The organism is Pseudomonas sp. AC169 (genome assembly GCF_979258515.1).
This window is the reverse complement of the sequence record NZ_OZ409866.1, coordinates 3,686,789-3,703,352: the sequence shown is the minus strand read 5'-3', so window position 1 is coordinate 3,703,352 and position 16,564 is coordinate 3,686,789. Positions and strand designations below refer to the sequence as shown.

The window sequence follows — 16,564 nt, the reverse complement described above, 5'->3', positions numbered from 1 at the left end:
TCATCCTTCTTGGGCAGATCAGAAGTTCACGCCGAAGCTCAGGGCCACGAAGTCACGGTCTTCGAGGACGTTGTAGTCACCACCGAAAAAATCGGTGTAACTGAGGCTTGCGGTGTAGGTGTTGCGGTAGTCGGCATCGACGCCGACGCTGATCGCTTTCGCGCCTTCGTTGAACAGGCCGTTAGGGCCGTAACCGGCGACGTCATGCGACCACGACAGGTTGGGTTTGAGGTTGATCCCGCCGATCACGTTGGCGTAATCGAGGATCGCCCGGGCGCGGTAGCCCCACGAGGTTGAGGTGACGAAACCGTCGGTGTCGCCGCCGAAACCGTATTGCCCATACACCGAATCGCGGCCATAACGCAGCTTGTTGCGCGACTCCAGTCCACCGACCCGCACCACCGCCGCTTCGCCGACCAGGGTCAAACGTTGAGCGCCCCAGACCTGATCGAAGAAGTGCGTGAGGGTGCTCTGGATTTGTGTGACTTCCTTGCGGCGATAGCCCTTGTTGTCCGCACCCGGTGACGTCGAAAGTGGCGACGCCGTGCCACCGGCAATCGGGTTGAGCAGTGCCAGCGTCAGGTCGTTGGTGTTGACCTGCACCGGAGCGTTGGGCCGGTAACTGATCTCGCCGGTCCATGCGGTGCCGGTAGGCAATGTGGTGGAGAAACTGGCGCCGTACAGACGGATGTCTTCCGGATACTCGAGGTAGTACTGGCCGCGTCCGAGCATCACGCTCTGGGCCAGGCCGGAACCACTGCCGGGGGCCAGGCCATTGGCGATACCGACCATGCCCGGCAGTGCCGCCAGCGTCGACAGGCCTGCGGTGGTTGTGCCGACGGCCGGCGTGCGGCTGTGATAGTTCATGAAGTAGAGACCATACTCGGTGTCGTCACCGAGCCAGCGCAACGCCGTACCCCATTGCCCGGAATCCCGCGCATCGCGGTCGCCACCACGGGGAATCACTACACCCTCAGGTGTGACCTGAATGCCTTGACCAAAGGCCTGAGTCAGCGGCACAAACGGTGCGATCGCCGGGCTGCCGACGGTGTAGCCGTTGTTGCACCCGTCCGCCGCCACGTCGACACCGAAGAAGGTGCCGCAGTTGTCGAGAACGGTCTGATCCCACTCCAGTTGATAGAAGCCTTCAACGGTCAGTTGATCGGTCAGGCCTTGCGATCCAAACAACATGTTGACCGGAATCAGGCCTTCCTTGATCTCCGCACCGGGGCGACGAAATGCTGAAACGTCGATCGGGTTGATGCTGTTGATCGAGTTACCGATGAAGGTACTTTCGCCCCAGCTCACTACCTGCTTGCCCGCGCGCACGGTGCCCGGCAGGTCGGCGATGGAATAGTTGTGATAGACGAATGCATCGAGAATTTCCGCGCCGGAAGACTTCGCACCTTCCTTGCGGCCGCTGTCGCTGATCGGCTTGAACTCGCGGCCCTCGTCCTTCAGCTCGAAGTCATACCAGTACTTGCCCCGCACGAAGACACCGGTGTCGCCGTACTTGAGTTCGAGGTCGTGAATCCCTTTGAAGATTTTCGAGAAGGTCTCGCCCTTCTTGAAATTCAAACGCCCGTCATCACCGGTCGAGGACTGCCCGGTACCACCATTGACCGTGCCGACCAGCGATTTGTCGGCATCGCGCATGCCCCAGCTCGCACCGATCGACAGCGACGAATCGAACGTGCCCTCGATTTCGCCAATGTTGAACGCAACCGCTTGCGCCTGGGCGCAGCAACCCAGAGCCACCGCGGCTGCCAGCGCCTGCGGTGTGAAGATGGCGCGCATTGTTGTTTTTGTCATGCGTCTTCCCCGGTGAGTGACAGAAGGCCCCACCCTACTGCCGGGCAACCGCGTCGATAAGCGCACCAAGGAGGTATTCGTGTTGTCGCTCGAAAGGATGAATGACCTTGCGCGGCGGGGCTTTGCGCGGTTCATGGATTGGCTGGATGGAGGATCATCAGTACAGCGCATGGTGCGCATTGGTTCATCGGACTGTTGCATGCCCCGCAACAGTGCATGTCCGGAATCGGTATTTTTCCTACGCACTCAAGACCTTATTCTGAACGCGCTTTCACGGGACACGCCGTGAAGCACGAAGCACTGGCCTTTGAGCAACTCAGGCCATTGCTGACAGATTTCAGATGAATCGAAGACTTCGGTTTATCGCCCCTGTGTTCACTGACGTTGATTTGTAGCTCCTTGATCCAACGTCTTACCTTGGCCGCTGCGTTTGCAGCGGCCTTTTTTATGCCTGTTGAAAAGTCATCCCTACAACCTGCAAACACTTTCCGAGAACAACGTAGGAACTTTCCTGCGGCGCAGAAGAATTCTCCTTGCTTTGTTATTAGCCTGCGAAAAACCTCTCGAAACAACGCCCTGTTACTTACGGGCTTCTCAGATTTTGTAACTGCAAGTCTGATGTAACTTGAAACACCTCAACCCCTCGCTGGTGACACGGACGTCACTATCGGCCGCGCTGACTTGCCAGCGAGTTATCACGCACATTCAAAAGGACATGAATATGCAAAAGCCTCCACCCTTTGTGTTAACCGAAGCTGTTCATACGACAGCAACAGCACCCCCCAACACACCTTTGATTCGAGGGACATCACCGAACCTCTCCCAAAGCGGCACGTTTGCTATTCCCAACAATGTTCAAGTCAACTCTCGGGAGTTTACTGCCCACAGCCTGAGAACTGCTCGTGAGTTTCAAACTCGAACAGAGCAACTGCCCCAATCAATCGAGCAGGATCTGGCCGCAACGCGGCTGGAAGGCGCAACCCACCCACTTCCTCCCGCGCAAGCAATCATTCGTGAACTGGGTGTACGGCATACCCTGATTCAAAGAAAAACCGCTGAATTTCATCAAAAAACAGCACAAGCCAATCAGTTCTTTGGAGATGACCCACTTAATAAAGACTTCCATGCCTACTTTCGAAAAGCCCAAAGCATCGATAGAACCGTTAATGCGCGGGGAATTGCGATGCAGACCTGGGCTGCCTCGTACAGAGCCGCACACGAAGCGAAATTGCTGGCGCAATCAATTCAGATGCTCAACCAGCAACAGGTCAACGTGCAGAACTGGCTTACCGCCGTTCAGGCAAATGATCAGGCGCAAGCACAAGCGGCGGCAGAGGCTCAGCGATTGGCAGCAGAACGTGCGCGAATCGCGGCCGAACAGCGACGTCAAAGAGAACTCGCCGAAACAGCACGTGTGGAGCAAGCAAGACTTGCTGCTCTGGCAGAGGCTCAGCGGTTGGCTAAGGAACGCGCTCGCACCGAAGCAGAAACAAGGCGAAAGGCTGCTGAAAAGGCAAGACTTTCCGAACAGCGTCACCAGCAGGCATTGGTCGAGGCGACAAGACGCACAAAGGAAGAGGAGCTGATACGCACGCCTGAACAGGCCCAACTTGCAGAGTTGGCAAAGAAACAGGAACTGGCTGCCAGTTTGGCAAGATACTCTGAAATCTTGACACGATTGATTGCTGAAGCCCGGGCCCAATCGCAGGAGACATCTCGGATTGCAGCAACGAAGACCGCGGTGGATGGCGCAGATTCCAAAGCTGAAGCAGCTGAGCAGAAATTGGCAACCGAGGAGCCCCAACCTAAAACGAAACCGGAACAACCTATCGAGAAGTCGGAACAGCAAGAACGCGGTGCGACAGAAGTTCAGCATGTCTACCCGGCTAATGGAGCACTGGCGAGCAACAGTCCGGCGGTATCATTTGCTTCTAAAGCTACGCACCTTCCTCCAGCAACATCTTCCGCGATCCTTACCTCTCTGCGGGCGGGGTTACTGACCGTGAGAGCGGCAGGGGCTGCGCTGATCAGCGGTCCGGTGCTGGTAGGTTTCGCGGCACTGTTAATGCCATCACGCTTGGGCAACGGCGAACGCTTTTCCATGAGCGTTCCACTTGCGGAGTTGTCGCCGGAGTCTCCTCAGACATTGCGCGAAATAGCAGATCGGCAAGGCACGCTGGAGTTGCCCGTGGGATTGGGTGTAAGGCGGCTCGGGGCTGGCGCGGAATTCTTCGTCGCCACAAGCGATGACTTCCATATCCGCTCGAGTGTGCTGGTTCTGAATGCGGCCTATGACTTGCTGAATGATGTCTATGAGGCAGCGCTGCCAGATTCGCCGACGGATTTTCTCACCTGGACGCCCGCTATCTCGCCGGGTGACAGCTCGACTGAATCGCCCATAGTAGATACCGACGCCACTGCATATACGGGCGCTCCGATTGTTCCGATTGAAGGACGGCTGGACCTGAATCCGATTCTGATCGAAGGCTGGGAACGATTCATCATCGTGTTTCCCGATGACTCGGGGATTGCGCCGCTTTATGTGGTGTTTAGCAGTCCGTACGGGGGTGTCGAGGACGGAGAACACAGCGGGCGAGATTTCAACCCCGAAGAAACAGGGTTACCGGTTACAAGCTCGGACTGGGCACCGTCCATCATCGCAAAAAACGGAATTAATATCGTGAGGCTACACACTTCAAAGTTCCCCGATTCTGATGCGAATAAAATAATGATCGATCGCCTAGAACGAATTTTTCGAGGAGAACTAGAGGTAACCGATACCGACAAACGCTTCTACACTCATGAGATCAGAGAGTTCGAAAGGCTTAAAGCCTTGGGATATGGGGACACGGAAATGCCCGACAAAGACTCTTCCGTATGGAACAACGTCCACACTGCAACACTGGAGGATTACAAGCTTAAAGATGATCCAACGTTGTTATATACGCCAGAGGCGCTGGAAGCTGCCAGGCGGCAAGAAGAGCGTGAGTATCAGAAGTTGCTTAAGGAGATGTGGTAATGAATACCATTGAACAAATTGTAAAAAATGAACCATTGGATGACATCGTGACCGTATTTTCACTGTTCAAACCAAACCCGCACCTGGACATGATGATCAGACAATACAACCGAGATTTGATCAGTCAATATGGAGCCCTTGAGGGTGCCTACACTCGACTCATTGCGTCTGGAGTACTGGCACACGGAGATAAAGGCTTAGCTATTAAAGGCCCCAACTGGAAGGCTCCAAAATTCATGACCGAAAAACGATACGTTTAATGGTTTGTTGGCCGCCAAGCCCGAGCTTGGTGGCCTCACCCCTTAAAGCGAATGCTTCTGCAAATTCGCCATCTTCTCTTTCAGCGCCTCAATATTGCCCTTCGGATGCGCCGCCCCTTCGAAATCACAAATCTGCTGCCAATGTTTCGGATAAATTATTGCGCAGCCATGCACTAACGGTGATTTGTCGCTCCTTGATCAAACGTCTTACCTTGGCCGCTGCGTTTGCAGCGGCCTTTTTTGCGCGCCGTTTTACCCATGCCATCTGCATCAGCGGGAAAATCCCCTATTGTTGTAGGAAATCTCCTTTTTTATCTTCTAATGCCAAGCTATCAAACCGCCTTCCACATTATTCATACAACCAAGCAGGTCATTACTGACGATTGATGCAGATATTTCCGCTCGAAAGCTGATGTAGGTTAATTGCTCCGCAAACCGAAAAATTCGCAGTGAGTAAAACGAATGTTGGAGCAAAGTTTTGTTGACGGAGCCGAAACAAAAATTGAAGGAAAAGGGTCTGCAGCCGACCTCATCATGACCAAGCGTCTTGATGCGATATTGGAGCGCAAGCTCGAGATGACCGATACTGATCGACGGTTCTATGCCTATGCGCTTCGAATGATGGAGCGATTCAGAGCGATGGGATTCGCCGACGACTACATTCCCAAAAGTAATCCGTCCCTCTGGAATAACCTTCATACGGCAACACTTGAAGACTTCAAACTGAGCGACGATGAGTCATTACGCTATACAGACGAGGCAATCGAAGCGGCGAAAAAACAAGAGTTGGAAGCATTTGAATGCGTCAGCGGAGCTAAGAGTTCGATTGCCAAACTCGAACAAGCCGTCAGGCAAGAAAATCTCAGAGACTTGTTATCAGTTTTGGCTATCGGTTTGGCATTTCCCTCTATCGACACACTGTTCGGACGTTATCGTTTTGAAGTTATCGCGCGCGGTAAATTGTGGAGAACATACGAGGAATTATTTCGTGAGGGCGTATTGGCTGAGGGCAATGCGGCTGTCGCCATTCCGGGTCCAAACTGGAGAATCCCGGAGTTCATGATTGATAAACGGTACAAGGAATAATGGAACGAGCCTCGCCGCATCCAGAACGCAGCGAGGCTCGAACGTTTCTTAAAGCGAATACTTCTGCAAATTCGCCATCATTTCCTTCAGCGCCTCAATGTTGTCCTTCGGATGCGCCGCCCCTTCGAAATCACAAATCTGCTGCCAGTGCGCCGCGACATCTTCCGGCGAGAACCCTTCGCGAGGGTCGAAGCCGGCACCGAGGCTGCGTTCCCAACGCACCTTGCCCATCCAGCCGCCCCCGACCTCGAACAGCCCTGACGTTTCCTGGCATTGTTCACTGGCCAGATACACCACCAGCGGGCTGACCAGTTCCGGTTTCAGTTGTTCGAACACTTGCGGCGGAATCAGGCCTTCGGTCATGCGCGTGCCGCCGGTAGGCGCGATGGCATTGACGAGGATGTTGTTCTTGCGGCCTTCGATGGCCAGGGTGCGGGTCAGACCGTAAAGGCCCAGTTTGGCCATGCCGTAGTTGGACTGGCCGAAGTTGCCGTAGATGCCTGAAGTCGAGGCGGTGAAGATCACGCGGCCGTAGTTTTGCTCGCGCAGGTGCGGCCAGGCGGCGCGGGTGACTTTGTAGGCGCCTTCGACGTGGACGCGGTAAACCAGATCCCAGTCGGCGTCGTCCATTTTGTGGAAGGTCTTGTCGCGCAGGATACCGGCGTTGTTGACGACGACGTCGACACGGCCGAAGGCGTCGAGGGCGTTCTGCACCAGTTTGTCGCCGTCGGTAACCGAGTCGTGGTTGGCTTCGGCGATACCGCCAGCCGCGCGAATTTCCGCGACGACGCGGTCGGCAGCGGAAGCATTGGCGCCTTCGCCCTGGGTCGAGCCGCCTAGGTCATTGACCAACACTTTGGCGCCCTGTCTGGCAAACAACAATGCGTGGGCGCGTCCGAGGCCGCCACCGGCTCCGGTGACGATTACGACTTTATCTTCGAAACGCACAGACTCATTCATCGCAGCAACTCCAGCAGGCCAGTATTGATCCTGAGTGTCAGGCACAGGGCTTTTGGTCACAACGAATACGGCTGAGGCTGAATGGTGTGCAATAAGGTTGGGGGATGATGAGGGCGTCAAAGAAACAAAAGAGCAAAAGATCGCAGCCTTCGGCAGCTCCTACACAAATCTAATGTAGGAGCTGCCGGAGGCTCGGGCCGCGTTCGGACGATCTTTTGATCTGTCAGGAGCACGCCACTTTGCGCGGTGGCAGCACAAAACGCTCACGAAACTCCAGATAGTGCTTGAGCACCTGCACCGGCGCCTCGGTCTGTGGATAGTGGCCGATACCCGGCAACAACACCGTGTCCGCGTCGGGGATCAATTCGCGGTAACGCTCAACCATGTGCGCCCCGGAAATCGGATCGACTTCGCCATCGATCACCCGTAACGGAATCTCGCCGCGCTGCATCGCCGTCACCCAGCGATCGCGTTGCACCCGGCGTTCGGGAATGTAGCTGATCAATTTGTGCATGATCCGTGGCCCGCGATTGCTGTCGACCAGGCTCCAGAAATCGTCCAGTTCACTTTCAGTGGGACGGGTCTGCGGGCCAAAGATCTGGCGGAAGCTTTTCACCAAAGCATCGCGGGTGAACGCGCGGCCGATCATCCAGCCCAACGGGCTCAACAACAGTTTTTGCATCAGCACTGGCCGATGGGTTTCCGGAAACAGTCCGCCGTTGAGAAACACGCAACTGGCCACCTCGATCTGGTCTTCGTAGTGGCGAGCGAGCAGTTCCTGGGCAACGCTGTCACCGTAATCATGCGCCAGCACATGCACCGGTTGTTCAACGTGCAAGTGTGCGAGCAATGCCTGCTGCAAGTCAGCCTGCTCGAGCAGGCTGTAAGTGTGGTTGATCGGCTTGGCCGAATCGCCAAAACCGAGCATGTCGCAGGCGATCACCCGATAACGCTGGGCCAGTGGCTGCCACAGGTAATGCCAATCCCAACTGGCGGTCGGGAAGCCGTGGATCAGTAGCAGTGGCTCACCCTGCCCCGCCGTCCAGTAGCGAATCGGCTGGCCACGAAAGACAAACGTCTGGCTGCGTTTACGCCAGACACACAGAGGAATCTCGGCAAGAGGCATTAGAGTTTATATCCGGGGTCTTGTTTATCGAGTTTGCGTAGCAACGCCGGCCAGGCCAGCGCGCCACCCATGCCTTGAGCACTTTTGGTGACGCCGGCGATCATCGCTTTGGCGCCTGCCAGAATTTGCGGTTCGATGGCGATGAGCTCAGCACCACCGGTTTGCGCCATGACCTGAATGTCGCAGGCGCGCTGGAAGGTGAACATCATCAGAAAGGTATCGGCGATGGTGCCGCCACAGGTCAGCAGACCGTGGTTGTGCAGCATCAGGAAATTGTTTTCGCCCAGATCGGCCTGCAAGCGCGCCTTCTCTTCGTGGTTCAGCGCCACACCTTCGTAGGCGTGATAGGCCAGGCTCGACAGCACGAACAACGATTGTTGGCTGATCGGCAGCACGCCCTGCTTTTGCGCCGACACCGCAACACCGGAGGCAGTGTGCGTATGCAGCACGCAAACCACATCATGCCGCACTTCGTGCACGGCGCTGTGGATGGTGTAACCGGCGGGGTTGATCTCGTAGGGGCTGTCCATGAGCTTATTGCCGGCCTGATCGACTTTTACCAGGCTCGACGCGGTGATCTCATGGAACATCAGACCGAACGGGTTGATCAGGAAATCTTCGGTGCCCGGCACCTTGGCGGAAATATGGGTGAAGATCAGATCGTCCCAGCCATGCAGCGCGACCAGACGATAACAAGCGGCGAGATCGACGCGGGCCTGCCACTCTGCGGCGCTGACCTGGTCTTTGACATTAAGGGACGATTGGACGGGGGCTACGCTCACTGTATGCACCTCTGCGTTCTTATTGTTCTGCACGTGTGAGCAGTCTAGTCAGGCGCAGAGGATCGCGTAGTTGCATTGGCAGCCAGCTTGATGACTGATCGAGTCAGCGATGCAAACAGCTTGGATCCATGTCAAAGCAACGACGCCAACAATGGCGCGGCGAACAGATTGAGCAACCCGGTCAAGACCATCACCAGCCCGGCGACAGAGCCTTCTTCGCCGCCCACTTCATGGGCCCGGCTGACCCCGGCACCGTGCGCGCCAACCCCGAACAGCGCGCCACGCGCCAGGGCACTGCGCAACGGCAACCACTTCAACAAAACGCCGCCAAGCATCGCGCCGAACACACCGGTGAACATCACGAACACGGCGGTCAACTCCGGCACGCCGCCAAGGTTCTGCGCCAGCGGCATGGCGAACGGTGTGGTGATCGAACGTGGCACCAGCGACATCGTCACCGAACTGTCTAGCGCCAACGCCTTGGCCAATCCGAATGAAGTGCCAATCGACGCCGCACTGCCGGCAATCATGCCCAGCAGGAGTGCCGACCAGTGCTGCATCAACAAACGGCGCTGCTGCCAGATCGGCACGGCGAAAGCCACGGTGACCGGCCCGAGCACCAGCATCAGCCAATGGGTGTTGCTGGAATATTCGGCATAAGCGGTGTGCAGAGGCACGGCGAGCGCCAGCAGCAACGCCGGCACCAGAATCAGCGGCGACAACACGTAGCGCCCGGTGCGTCGATACAACCAGCGGCTGAACAGGTACGCCAACAGGGTGAAGGCCAGCCAGAACATCGGCATCCATTCAAGCTTCATGAGATCGCCTCATGCGCACCGCAAGTTCGACGGTGAACGCGGTGACCAGCATCACCATCAACGTGCTGGCGGCGATCACCAACAAGATCCGCCAGCCGTCATTGCGCAACAGCGCGCCATAGTCGAGCAGACTCATCAGCGCCGGAATAAAGAACAACAGCATCTCGGCCATCAACAATCCTGCGCCCAATTGCAGCGCCGCCGGTTTGACCCAGCCAAAGGCAAATGCCAGCAGCAAAAGCGCCATGCCAATCACGCCGCCGGGAATCGGCCAGGCTAGCCATGCGGCGAGTTGGCAGCCGAGCAAGTAGAGACCGAGTAACACGGCGAGTTCGACGAAAAGACGGGAAAGATGTTTGAAGCGGGCGGCGTTCATGAGGTTGGCTCCTTACATAAGCCTATTTTACGAAGTGACCTGCCATCCCCGAAGCGAATTGTTAGACTAAAACCCATTCCAAAATGGAATCAGGCAATGGAATTCAAACAGCTGCGCAGTTTTGTCGAAGTCATGCATCAGGGCGGTTTCACCCAAGCCGCGAAAACCCTGCACATCAGTCAATCAGCGGTCAGCAAACAAATCGCGCAGCTGGAGCAAAGCCTCGGCACGCCACTGCTCGAACGGCTCGGTTCGCAATTGCGTCTGACCGCCGCTGGCAGCGTGGTACTGCAACGGGCCGAGGGCATGCTGCGTTTGCGCAACGAACTGCTCGCGGAACTGGACGACCTCAGTCATCTGGCGCGTGGTGAACTGCGCCTCGGCCTGCCACTGCTCGGCAGTGACGCGCTGTTCGCCGGATTGTTTGCCGAATACCGGCGACGCTATCCGAATATCAGCGTGCAATTGCTCGAGGGTGGCAGTCGCAACATCGAGCAGGCCGTGTTGAGCGGGGAACTGGAGTTGGGCGGCAGTCTGTTGCCCAAGGATCCGCAATTCGACTGTCAGCCGTTTTGCGATGAGCCACTCGACGCCCTGCTGCCGGTGGATCATCCGTTGGCCGAGCGGGGTGAGATCGGGCTGGAGGAATTGGCCGAGACGCCTTTTCTGCTTTACCAGCGCAGCTTCGTGCTCAACGACCGCTTGCTGCAGGCATGCCAGCAATTGGGCTTCACGCCGAAGGAAGGCGGACGCAGCGGTCAGGCAGACTTTCTTGCGGCGCTGGTGGCCGCCGGGCAAGGCGTGGTGCTGTTGCCCAGCGTGGTCGCACGCGGTCTGGTGCGGCCAGGCGTAGTGCGCCTGACCTTGCGCGCGCCAGATTATCTGCGTTGGGATATCGCGTTCATCTGGCGTCGGGGCGCGTATCTGTCGAACGCGGCGCAGGCGTGGCTGGCGCTCTTGGGTGAGCGCGCAATCAGCCCTTGAGCGCGGCGATCAACTGCGCCAGCCAAGGCTCGGCGTCGGTTTCAGGGGTGACGCTTTCACTGGCATCGATGCGCAACATGTCTTGCACTTCACGCACGCCGAGTTCGCCGAACAGTTCACGCATTTGCTCGCCACCGCCGCAGAAAGTGTCGCCATAACTGGCATCGCCCAAGGCAATCACGGCGCCCGGCAAGCCCCGCCACGCGGCTGGCAATTGGTCGCGAATCGTTGAGTACAGCGGTTGCAGGTTGTCGGGCAATTCGCCCATGCCGGTGGTCGACGTCACCGCGAGAAACGCCTCGGGACCGAAGGTATGAATGTCCGCCAGGCTGGCGCGCGAGTTGTAGAAGGTTTCAAAGCCAGCGGCTTTCAACAGGTTCTGGGCGTGACGGGCGACTTCTTCGGCGGTGCCGTAGACCGAACCGGAGAGGATGGCGACTTTCATCAATCTGATCCTGAAACTGAAAAAAATGAGCGGCGATAGTAACAGCCTCCGACGCAAAGCTGCGATTGGATCTCAATTGGCGGTAATGGCCAGTAGACAGCGCGTGCGGTTCTTCTAGAATGCGAGCCACTGACAACTCTGAAAGGATTCAAAGATGATCAATGCAAGTCTGCTGCAAATGGTGATCAACGCGTCGAACGATGGAATTGTGGTCGCCGAGAAGGAAGGCGATCAGGACAATATCCTGATTTATGTGAACCCGGCGTTTGAACGTTTGACCGGGTACACCAGCGAAGAAATCCTCTATCAGGACTGCCGCTTTCTTCAGGCCGGAGATCGTGACCAAGAGAGTCTGGAGCTGATTCGCGATGTCTTGCGCAACAATGGATCGTGTCGGGAAATCCTGCGCAACTACCGCAAGGACGGCACACCATTCTGGAATGAACTGTCGCTTTCAACGGTAAAAAATGTCGACGACGGGCAGACCTATTTCGTGGGCGTGCAGAAGGACGTGACTGTTCAGGTCAAGGCTCAGGAGCGCTTGGTACAGCTGGAAGCCGAGGTTACTGCCCTCAAAGCAGAACTGGCTGCCCTTAAAGCGACAAACGGTCAAAACAAAATCGCGAACTAATTGTCATTAACTACAATCACCAATGACTTTGTAACTATATCTTTCGAGTTAGCCATGCAGCGCGACGCCCTCCTCACTCAGGATGAGCTGGATTTTATCCAGACCATGCAGCACAACCCGCAACTGAACGTGCGGGATGCGACGTCGAGTCTGCTGGTCAACGGCGGTTCGCAGATCCGTGATCTGCTCACGCGCCTGGCCGCTCACGAACAAGTGACCATTCAGGCCAACTTCGAAAATCAGCAGATGACCTTCCCGCTGCATCTGGTGGAAGACGAGTTTCACGCGCTGCATCTGCGCCTCGGCGTGCCGAGTATTTACGAAGATGGCCCGATGGTGCGGCCATGGCGCCTGGCTCTCGAAGAGCCGGTAGCCCTGGAAAACGCCAAGGGTCAGCCGGGCACGTTGTGGGTCCACGAGGTGTCGCACAAAGGTGTGCTGCTGGAAGTGCGTAACAAGACCAAACCGCCCAAGCACTTCGCGCTGTGGTTCAGCCCTTCGGGTTACGAGCGGATTTCACTGCGTGGCAATTTCGAACGGGAAACCGAAAGCGGTTTCTACGCCTACGAATTGAGTCAGACCGATACCGACGAAACCGAACGTCTTCGTCAGTTCATCCTGCAGCAACATCGTTTGACGCATCCCGCCCTTCACACCTGAGTTTCAGGTATCCAGATTGCCGGCCAGAAACTGCAACATACGCTGACGCATGTTCGCCCCTTCATTGCCCAGACAGGCGACAGAGGAGCCGGCCAGGCTGTCCTGCGCCAGATCTGAAGCATCGCCCGCCAGCATCAGCTGACAGTCGAGGCTCAACGCCAACCGGTTCAAACGTCGAGGCAATTCGGCACTGGGCGCGTGATTGGAAAACAGCACGAGTGCATCAGGTTTGATCTTTTCGCACACCAGCGTCAGTTCATCGAACGGCTGACCTGTCGTCAGCACCCGAACACCGGAATTGCTTTCGCTAAGAAACAACGCCGCCACCAACAACTCCAGCTCTCGACATTGTCCGGCCAGCGCGCTGACAATCACACGACGCGGTTCGGTGCCACGCAGCATGACGATCCGTTGCAACACCCGCGCCCGCAAGAACCCATCAAAGAACAGCCACTCGCTGGTTTGCCCGAAAGCCTCTTGGCGCTGCAATAATTGCAGCCACAACGGCATGAGGATGTCCTGAAACACCACAGGCAATGCGTAGGAAGAGAAAATCTGTCCATAAACCCGATCCAGTTGCTGGTCATCGAACGCACTGACCGCCTGCTGGATCTGTTCCTGCCATTGCAGGTAGTCCGCCTGCACCAGATCATCGGAAATGATGTGCGCCAGCACTTTCTTCGGTTCGGTTTTAGCCAGGATCTTGCCAACCTTGCTCACGGCGACACCGCGATCAATCCAGTCGACGATGCTGCGCACGCGCTCGATATCAGTCATCGAATAGAGTCGATGCCCACTTTCGGTGCGTGTCGGCTGAATCAAACCATAGCGCCGCTCCCACGCGCGCAAGGTCACCGGATTGACACCTGTCAGTCGCGCGACTTCACGGATCGGGAACAGATCAGCGCGTTCAAGCGCAACAGAGGCCTGCGTAGCGGGGTTAGCGTCCGTGATGACAGGCATATGGCGTTCAACTTCCATGTCGGTTTGATTGGATCCCATTCTAACGCTTATGCCCCGATCTCGATCAAGTGATGAAATGCGACGAAAGTCGCTGGTTTAATCGTGAAAAACCGGAATAATCCTTGCTTGTTGAAAAACGCAGGCCTCTACCCCGGCCCTGCGTCAGGCGAAATTCCTACCCGGAGTGACGCAATCGAAATACGGAGATACAAAATGTCTACTTCCCCCGTCACGCTGATGGTTGCCCGTCGCGTCGCTGATGGCCGCTATCAAGACTTGATCGCCTGGCTGCGCGAAGGCGAACAACTGGCCACGGATTTCCCTGGTTACCTGGGTTCGGGCGTGCTCGCTCCGCCACCCGGCGATAACGAATTCCAGATCATTTTCCGCTTTGTCGATGAGCAGACGCTGCATGCATGGGAACATTCGGCATCGCGCACCGCGTGGTTGAGCCGCGGCAGCGATCTGTTCGCCCACCCGAAAGAGCACCGGGTCAGCGGTATCGAAGGCTGGTTCGGCGCTGCCGGTCAGCGTCCACCGCGGTGGAAGCAGGCCGTCGCGATCTGGCTGGCGTTCTTTCCAGTGTCACTGCTGTTCAACTTTGTCCTCGGCCCGTTGCTGGCTGAAATGTCTCTGTTGCCGCGTGTGTTGATCAGCACGGCGTGCCTGACGCCGTTGATGGTTTACTTCTTTATTCCGCTGTCGACCCGATTGCTGGCGAGCTGGCTGAACAGCATGCCGGTGCGTCCGGTGCCTGCCGAGCCGGCCTCTCAAAACCGATGATTTCCTGTGGGAGCGAGCTTGCTCGCAAAGGCGGTGTGTCAGTTACCGGCAATATTGAATGGCGCACCGCATTCGCGAGCAAGCTCGCTCCCACACAAACACACCACACAGCACCCGTTCTGCAATAGGTGAGCAACCCGTGTCGCTGTTATAGTTTTTGCTCCCACCGCGATGCGAGCCGTTCATGCCTGATTCCTCAGCCCCGATCCTCATCACCGGTGCCGGCCAGCGTGTCGGCCTGCATTGTGCGCAGCGGCTGCTCGAGGACGGCTATCGCGTCATCTTCACTTACCGCAGCGAACGCCCCGGCGTACAAACGCTGCGCGATCTCGGCGCCATCGGCGTGTTCGCCGACTTTTCCAGCGAAGCCGGGATTCTCGCGTTCATCAGTGAACTGAAAACCCACACTGATAGCTTGCGCGCCATTGTGCACAACGCTTCCGAATGGCTGGCCGAAACCCCGGGCAGCGAAGCCGAAGCGTTCACGCGCATGGTCAATCTGCACATGCTCGCGCCGTATCTGATCAACCTGCACTGCGGTGAATTGCTAAAGCGCTCGACGCTCGCCGACATCATCCATATCAGCGACGATGTCACCCGCAAGGGCAGCAGCAAGCACATCGGCTATTGCGCCAGCAAAGCCGGGCTCGACAGCCTGACCCTGTCCTTCGCCGCCCGCTATGCGCCGAACATCAAGGTCAACGGCATCGCGCCGGCCCTGCTATTGTTCAATCCCGACGACGACGCGGCGTACCGCGCCAAGGCCCTGGCCAAATCCGCGCTGGGCATCGAGCCCGGCAGCGAAGTGATTTATCAAAGCCTGCGCTATCTGCTCGACAACCCTTATGTCACCGGTACGACCCTGACCGTCAATGGCGGACGGCACATCAAATAACGCCTGCCCGCGAGGATTTTCATGACCCGCTCACTGCCCGAGAATTACCGCGAAATCCTCATCGGCCTCGGTGAAGATCCCGACCGCGAAGGACTGCAAGACACACCGGTGCGCGCGGCCAAAGCCATGCAATACCTGTGTCACGGTTACGACCAGAGCGTTGAGCAGATCGTCAATGGCGCGCTGTTTGCCTCGGACAGCGACGAGATGATCATCGTCGCCGACATTGAGCTGTACTCTTTGTGCGAACATCACCTGCTGCCCTTCATCGGCAAGGCCCATGTGGCTTATATTCCGACGGGCAAGGTGCTGGGGCTGTCGAAGATCGCGCGGCTGGTGGACATGTTCGCCCGGCGCCTGCAGATTCAGGAAAACCTCACCCGACAGATCGCCGATGCAGTGCAACAGGTCACCGACGCTGCCGGTGTCGCCGTGGTCATCGAAGCCAGACACATGTGCATGATGATGCGCGGCGTTGAAAAACAGAATTCGACCATGAACACCTCGGTCATGCTCGGCGCCTTCCGCGAGTCGAGCAATACCCGCCAGGAGTTTCTGCAATTGATTGGACGGAGCAAGTAAATGCCACAACTTCAACCGGGAATGGCGCGCATCCGGGTCAAGGATCTGCGCTTGCGCACCTTTATCGGGATCAACGAGGACGAGATCCTCAACAAGCAGGATGTACTGATCAACCTGACCATTCTGTACGCCGCGCAGGAAGCGGTGCGTGACAACGACATTGATCACGCGCTGAATTACCGCACGATCACCAAAGCGATCATCGCCCACGTCGAGGGCAACCGTTTTGCCTTGCTCGAACGCCTGACTCAGGAATTGCTCGACTTGGTGATGAGCAACGGCTCGGTGCTGTATGCCGAAGTCGAAGTCGACAAGCCCCATGCGCTGCGGTTTGCCGAGTCGGTGTCAATTACGCTTGCAGCGAGCCGCTAGCTTCAAGCTT

Annotated in this window: 18 protein-coding genes and 1 pseudogene; 10 read left to right on the top strand and 9 right to left on the bottom strand. The window is 57.0% G+C overall.

Going from position 1 to position 16,564, the window contains the following annotated elements:
* Positions 1–18: 18 nt before the first annotated feature.
* Entirely contained in the window at positions 19–1,812 is a 1,794-nt protein-coding gene (locus ACZZ0G_RS16620; RefSeq protein ID WP_463556839.1) for a DUF1302 domain-containing protein, read from the bottom strand.
* A gap of 721 nt (positions 1,813–2,533) precedes the next feature.
* Between ACZZ0G_RS16620 and ACZZ0G_RS16615 the strand changes: the two genes are divergently transcribed.
* The gene (locus ACZZ0G_RS16615) at positions 2,534–4,831 is read left to right on the top strand and encodes an S-type pyocin domain-containing protein (RefSeq protein ID WP_463556838.1); all 2,298 of its coding nucleotides are present in this window, start codon (positions 2,534–2,536) and stop codon (positions 4,829–4,831) included.
* Entirely contained in the window at positions 4,831–5,091 is a 261-nt protein-coding gene (locus tag ACZZ0G_RS16610; RefSeq protein ID WP_150792367.1) for a hypothetical protein, read from the top strand. Before ACZZ0G_RS16615 ends, ACZZ0G_RS16610 begins: the two co-directional genes overlap by 1 nt.
* A 42-nt stretch (positions 5,092–5,133) precedes the next feature.
* Here ACZZ0G_RS16610 and ACZZ0G_RS16605 read toward each other — a convergent pair.
* Positions 5,134–5,235 (bottom strand): annotated as a pseudogene (locus ACZZ0G_RS16605) (serine/threonine protein kinase); the annotation flags it as partial.
* A gap of 318 nt (positions 5,236–5,553) precedes the next feature.
* On the opposite strand from ACZZ0G_RS16605, the gene ACZZ0G_RS16600 reads away from it, so the two are divergent.
* The gene (locus tag ACZZ0G_RS16600) at positions 5,554–6,177 is read left to right on the top strand and encodes a hypothetical protein (protein ID WP_463556837.1); all 624 of its coding nucleotides are present in this window, start codon (positions 5,554–5,556) and stop codon (positions 6,175–6,177) included.
* Between the two features lie 48 nt (positions 6,178–6,225).
* Here ACZZ0G_RS16600 and ACZZ0G_RS16595 read toward each other — a convergent pair whose 3' ends face one another.
* The 5 genes from ACZZ0G_RS16595 to ACZZ0G_RS16575 all read right to left on the bottom strand — a co-directional run bounded on the left by ACZZ0G_RS16595 (position 6,226) and on the right by ACZZ0G_RS16575 (position 10,239).
* Positions 6,226–7,137, bottom strand: a complete 912-nt coding sequence (locus tag ACZZ0G_RS16595) for an SDR family oxidoreductase (protein ID WP_463556836.1) — start codon at positions 7,135–7,137, stop codon at positions 6,226–6,228.
* A gap of 223 nt (positions 7,138–7,360) precedes the next feature.
* Entirely contained in the window at positions 7,361–8,263 is a 903-nt protein-coding gene (locus tag ACZZ0G_RS16590) for an alpha/beta fold hydrolase (RefSeq protein WP_463556835.1), read from the bottom strand.
* A complete protein-coding gene (locus tag ACZZ0G_RS16585; RefSeq protein ID WP_134174652.1) occupies positions 8,263–9,045 on the bottom strand; it encodes a class II aldolase/adducin family protein in 783 nt (260 codons plus the stop codon). Before ACZZ0G_RS16585 ends, ACZZ0G_RS16590 begins: the two co-directional genes overlap by 1 nt.
* A 131-nt stretch (positions 9,046–9,176) precedes the next feature.
* Complete coding sequence (locus tag ACZZ0G_RS16580; protein WP_463556834.1) at positions 9,177–9,863, bottom strand: LrgB family protein; 687 nt, start codon at positions 9,861–9,863, stop codon at positions 9,177–9,179.
* Positions 9,853–10,239, bottom strand: a complete 387-nt coding sequence (locus tag ACZZ0G_RS16575; protein ID WP_397483027.1) for a CidA/LrgA family protein — start codon at positions 10,237–10,239, stop codon at positions 9,853–9,855. Before ACZZ0G_RS16575 ends, ACZZ0G_RS16580 begins: the two co-directional genes overlap by 11 nt.
* Positions 10,240–10,335: 96 nt before the next feature.
* On the opposite strand from ACZZ0G_RS16575, the gene ACZZ0G_RS16570 reads away from it, so the two are divergent.
* Positions 10,336–11,223 carry a LysR family transcriptional regulator gene (locus tag ACZZ0G_RS16570; RefSeq protein ID WP_463556833.1) on the top strand — a complete coding sequence of 296 codons (888 nt, stop codon included), beginning with the start codon at positions 10,336–10,338 and terminating at the stop codon, positions 11,221–11,223.
* On the opposite strand, the gene ACZZ0G_RS16565 is transcribed toward ACZZ0G_RS16570, so the two are convergent.
* Positions 11,213–11,668, bottom strand: coding sequence for a flavodoxin (locus ACZZ0G_RS16565; protein ID WP_463556832.1), 456 nt, complete (start codon positions 11,666–11,668; stop codon positions 11,213–11,215). The genes ACZZ0G_RS16570 and ACZZ0G_RS16565 overlap by 11 nt on opposite strands.
* 154 nt (positions 11,669–11,822) lie before the next feature.
* Between ACZZ0G_RS16565 and ACZZ0G_RS16560 the strand changes: the two genes are divergently transcribed.
* Together ACZZ0G_RS16560 and ACZZ0G_RS16555 are read left to right on the top strand one after the other, a co-directional pair.
* Positions 11,823–12,299, top strand: a complete 477-nt coding sequence (locus ACZZ0G_RS16560) for a PAS domain-containing protein (RefSeq protein WP_463556831.1) — start codon at positions 11,823–11,825, stop codon at positions 12,297–12,299.
* 54 nt (positions 12,300–12,353) lie between these two features.
* Complete coding sequence (locus ACZZ0G_RS16555; RefSeq protein WP_122606005.1) at positions 12,354–12,959, top strand: hypothetical protein; 606 nt, start codon at positions 12,354–12,356, stop codon at positions 12,957–12,959.
* A 3-nt stretch (positions 12,960–12,962) separates the two neighbouring features.
* Here the strand turns inward: ACZZ0G_RS16555 and ACZZ0G_RS16550 are convergent, their stop codons facing one another.
* Positions 12,963–13,922, bottom strand: a complete 960-nt coding sequence (locus ACZZ0G_RS16550; protein WP_463397643.1) for a MerR family transcriptional regulator — start codon at positions 13,920–13,922, stop codon at positions 12,963–12,965.
* Positions 13,923–14,135: 213 nt separating this feature from the next.
* On the opposite strand from ACZZ0G_RS16550, the gene ACZZ0G_RS16545 reads away from it, so the two are divergent.
* The 4 genes from ACZZ0G_RS16545 to folX all read left to right on the top strand — a co-directional run bounded on the left by ACZZ0G_RS16545 (position 14,136) and on the right by folX (position 16,554).
* On the top strand, positions 14,136–14,705 hold the full coding sequence (locus tag ACZZ0G_RS16545) for an antibiotic biosynthesis monooxygenase (protein WP_463556830.1): 570 nt from the start codon (positions 14,136–14,138) through the stop codon (positions 14,703–14,705).
* A 184-nt stretch (positions 14,706–14,889) separates the two neighbouring features.
* Positions 14,890–15,600, top strand: coding sequence for a dihydromonapterin reductase (folM, locus tag ACZZ0G_RS16540; protein WP_463556829.1), 711 nt, complete (start codon positions 14,890–14,892; stop codon positions 15,598–15,600).
* Positions 15,601–15,621: 21 nt separating this feature from the next.
* Positions 15,622–16,182, top strand: coding sequence for a GTP cyclohydrolase I FolE (gene folE / locus ACZZ0G_RS16535; RefSeq protein WP_463397646.1), 561 nt, complete (start codon positions 15,622–15,624; stop codon positions 16,180–16,182).
* Positions 16,183–16,554: a dihydroneopterin triphosphate 2'-epimerase gene (folX, locus tag ACZZ0G_RS16530; protein WP_007914273.1), complete on the top strand. Its 372-nt coding sequence runs from the start codon at positions 16,183–16,185 to the stop codon at positions 16,552–16,554.
* Positions 16,555–16,564 lie beyond the last annotated feature (10 nt).

Excerpts from the sequence above, each read along its gene's own strand:
- ACZZ0G_RS16565 (WP_463556832.1), bottom strand. The coding sequence starts at position 11,668 with ATGAAAGTCGCCATCCTCTCCGGTTCGGTCTACGGCACCGCCGAAGAA.
- folM (WP_463556829.1), top strand. The coding sequence starts at position 14,890 with ATGCCTGATTCCTCAGCCCCGATCCTCATCACCGGTGCCGGCCAGCGT.
- ACZZ0G_RS16590 (WP_463556835.1), bottom strand. The coding sequence starts at position 8,263 with ATGCCTCTTGCCGAGATTCCTCTGTGTGTCTGGCGTAAACGCAGCCAG.
- ACZZ0G_RS16570 (WP_463556833.1), top strand. The coding sequence starts at position 10,336 with ATGGAATTCAAACAGCTGCGCAGTTTTGTCGAAGTCATGCATCAGGGC.
- ACZZ0G_RS16615 (WP_463556838.1), top strand. The coding sequence starts at position 2,534 with ATGCAAAAGCCTCCACCCTTTGTGTTAACCGAAGCTGTTCATACGACA.
- ACZZ0G_RS16620 (WP_463556839.1), bottom strand. The coding sequence starts at position 1,812 with ATGACAAAAACAACAATGCGCGCCATCTTCACACCGCAGGCGCTGGCA.
- ACZZ0G_RS16550 (WP_463397643.1), bottom strand. The coding sequence starts at position 13,922 with ATGCCTGTCATCACGGACGCTAACCCCGCTACGCAGGCCTCTGTTGCG.
- ACZZ0G_RS16600 (WP_463556837.1), top strand. The coding sequence starts at position 5,554 with ATGTTGGAGCAAAGTTTTGTTGACGGAGCCGAAACAAAAATTGAAGGA.
- folE (WP_463397646.1), top strand. The coding sequence starts at position 15,622 with ATGACCCGCTCACTGCCCGAGAATTACCGCGAAATCCTCATCGGCCTC.
- ACZZ0G_RS16555 (WP_122606005.1), top strand. The coding sequence starts at position 12,354 with ATGCAGCGCGACGCCCTCCTCACTCAGGATGAGCTGGATTTTATCCAG.
- ACZZ0G_RS16595 (WP_463556836.1), bottom strand. The coding sequence starts at position 7,137 with ATGAATGAGTCTGTGCGTTTCGAAGATAAAGTCGTAATCGTCACCGGA.
- ACZZ0G_RS16560 (WP_463556831.1), top strand. The coding sequence starts at position 11,823 with ATGATCAATGCAAGTCTGCTGCAAATGGTGATCAACGCGTCGAACGAT.
- ACZZ0G_RS16575 (WP_397483027.1), bottom strand. The coding sequence starts at position 10,239 with ATGAACGCCGCCCGCTTCAAACATCTTTCCCGTCTTTTCGTCGAACTC.
- ACZZ0G_RS16580 (WP_463556834.1), bottom strand. The coding sequence starts at position 9,863 with ATGAAGCTTGAATGGATGCCGATGTTCTGGCTGGCCTTCACCCTGTTG.
- ACZZ0G_RS16545 (WP_463556830.1), top strand. The coding sequence starts at position 14,136 with ATGTCTACTTCCCCCGTCACGCTGATGGTTGCCCGTCGCGTCGCTGAT.
- folX (WP_007914273.1), top strand. The coding sequence starts at position 16,183 with ATGCCACAACTTCAACCGGGAATGGCGCGCATCCGGGTCAAGGATCTG.
- ACZZ0G_RS16610 (WP_150792367.1), top strand. The coding sequence starts at position 4,831 with ATGAATACCATTGAACAAATTGTAAAAAATGAACCATTGGATGACATC.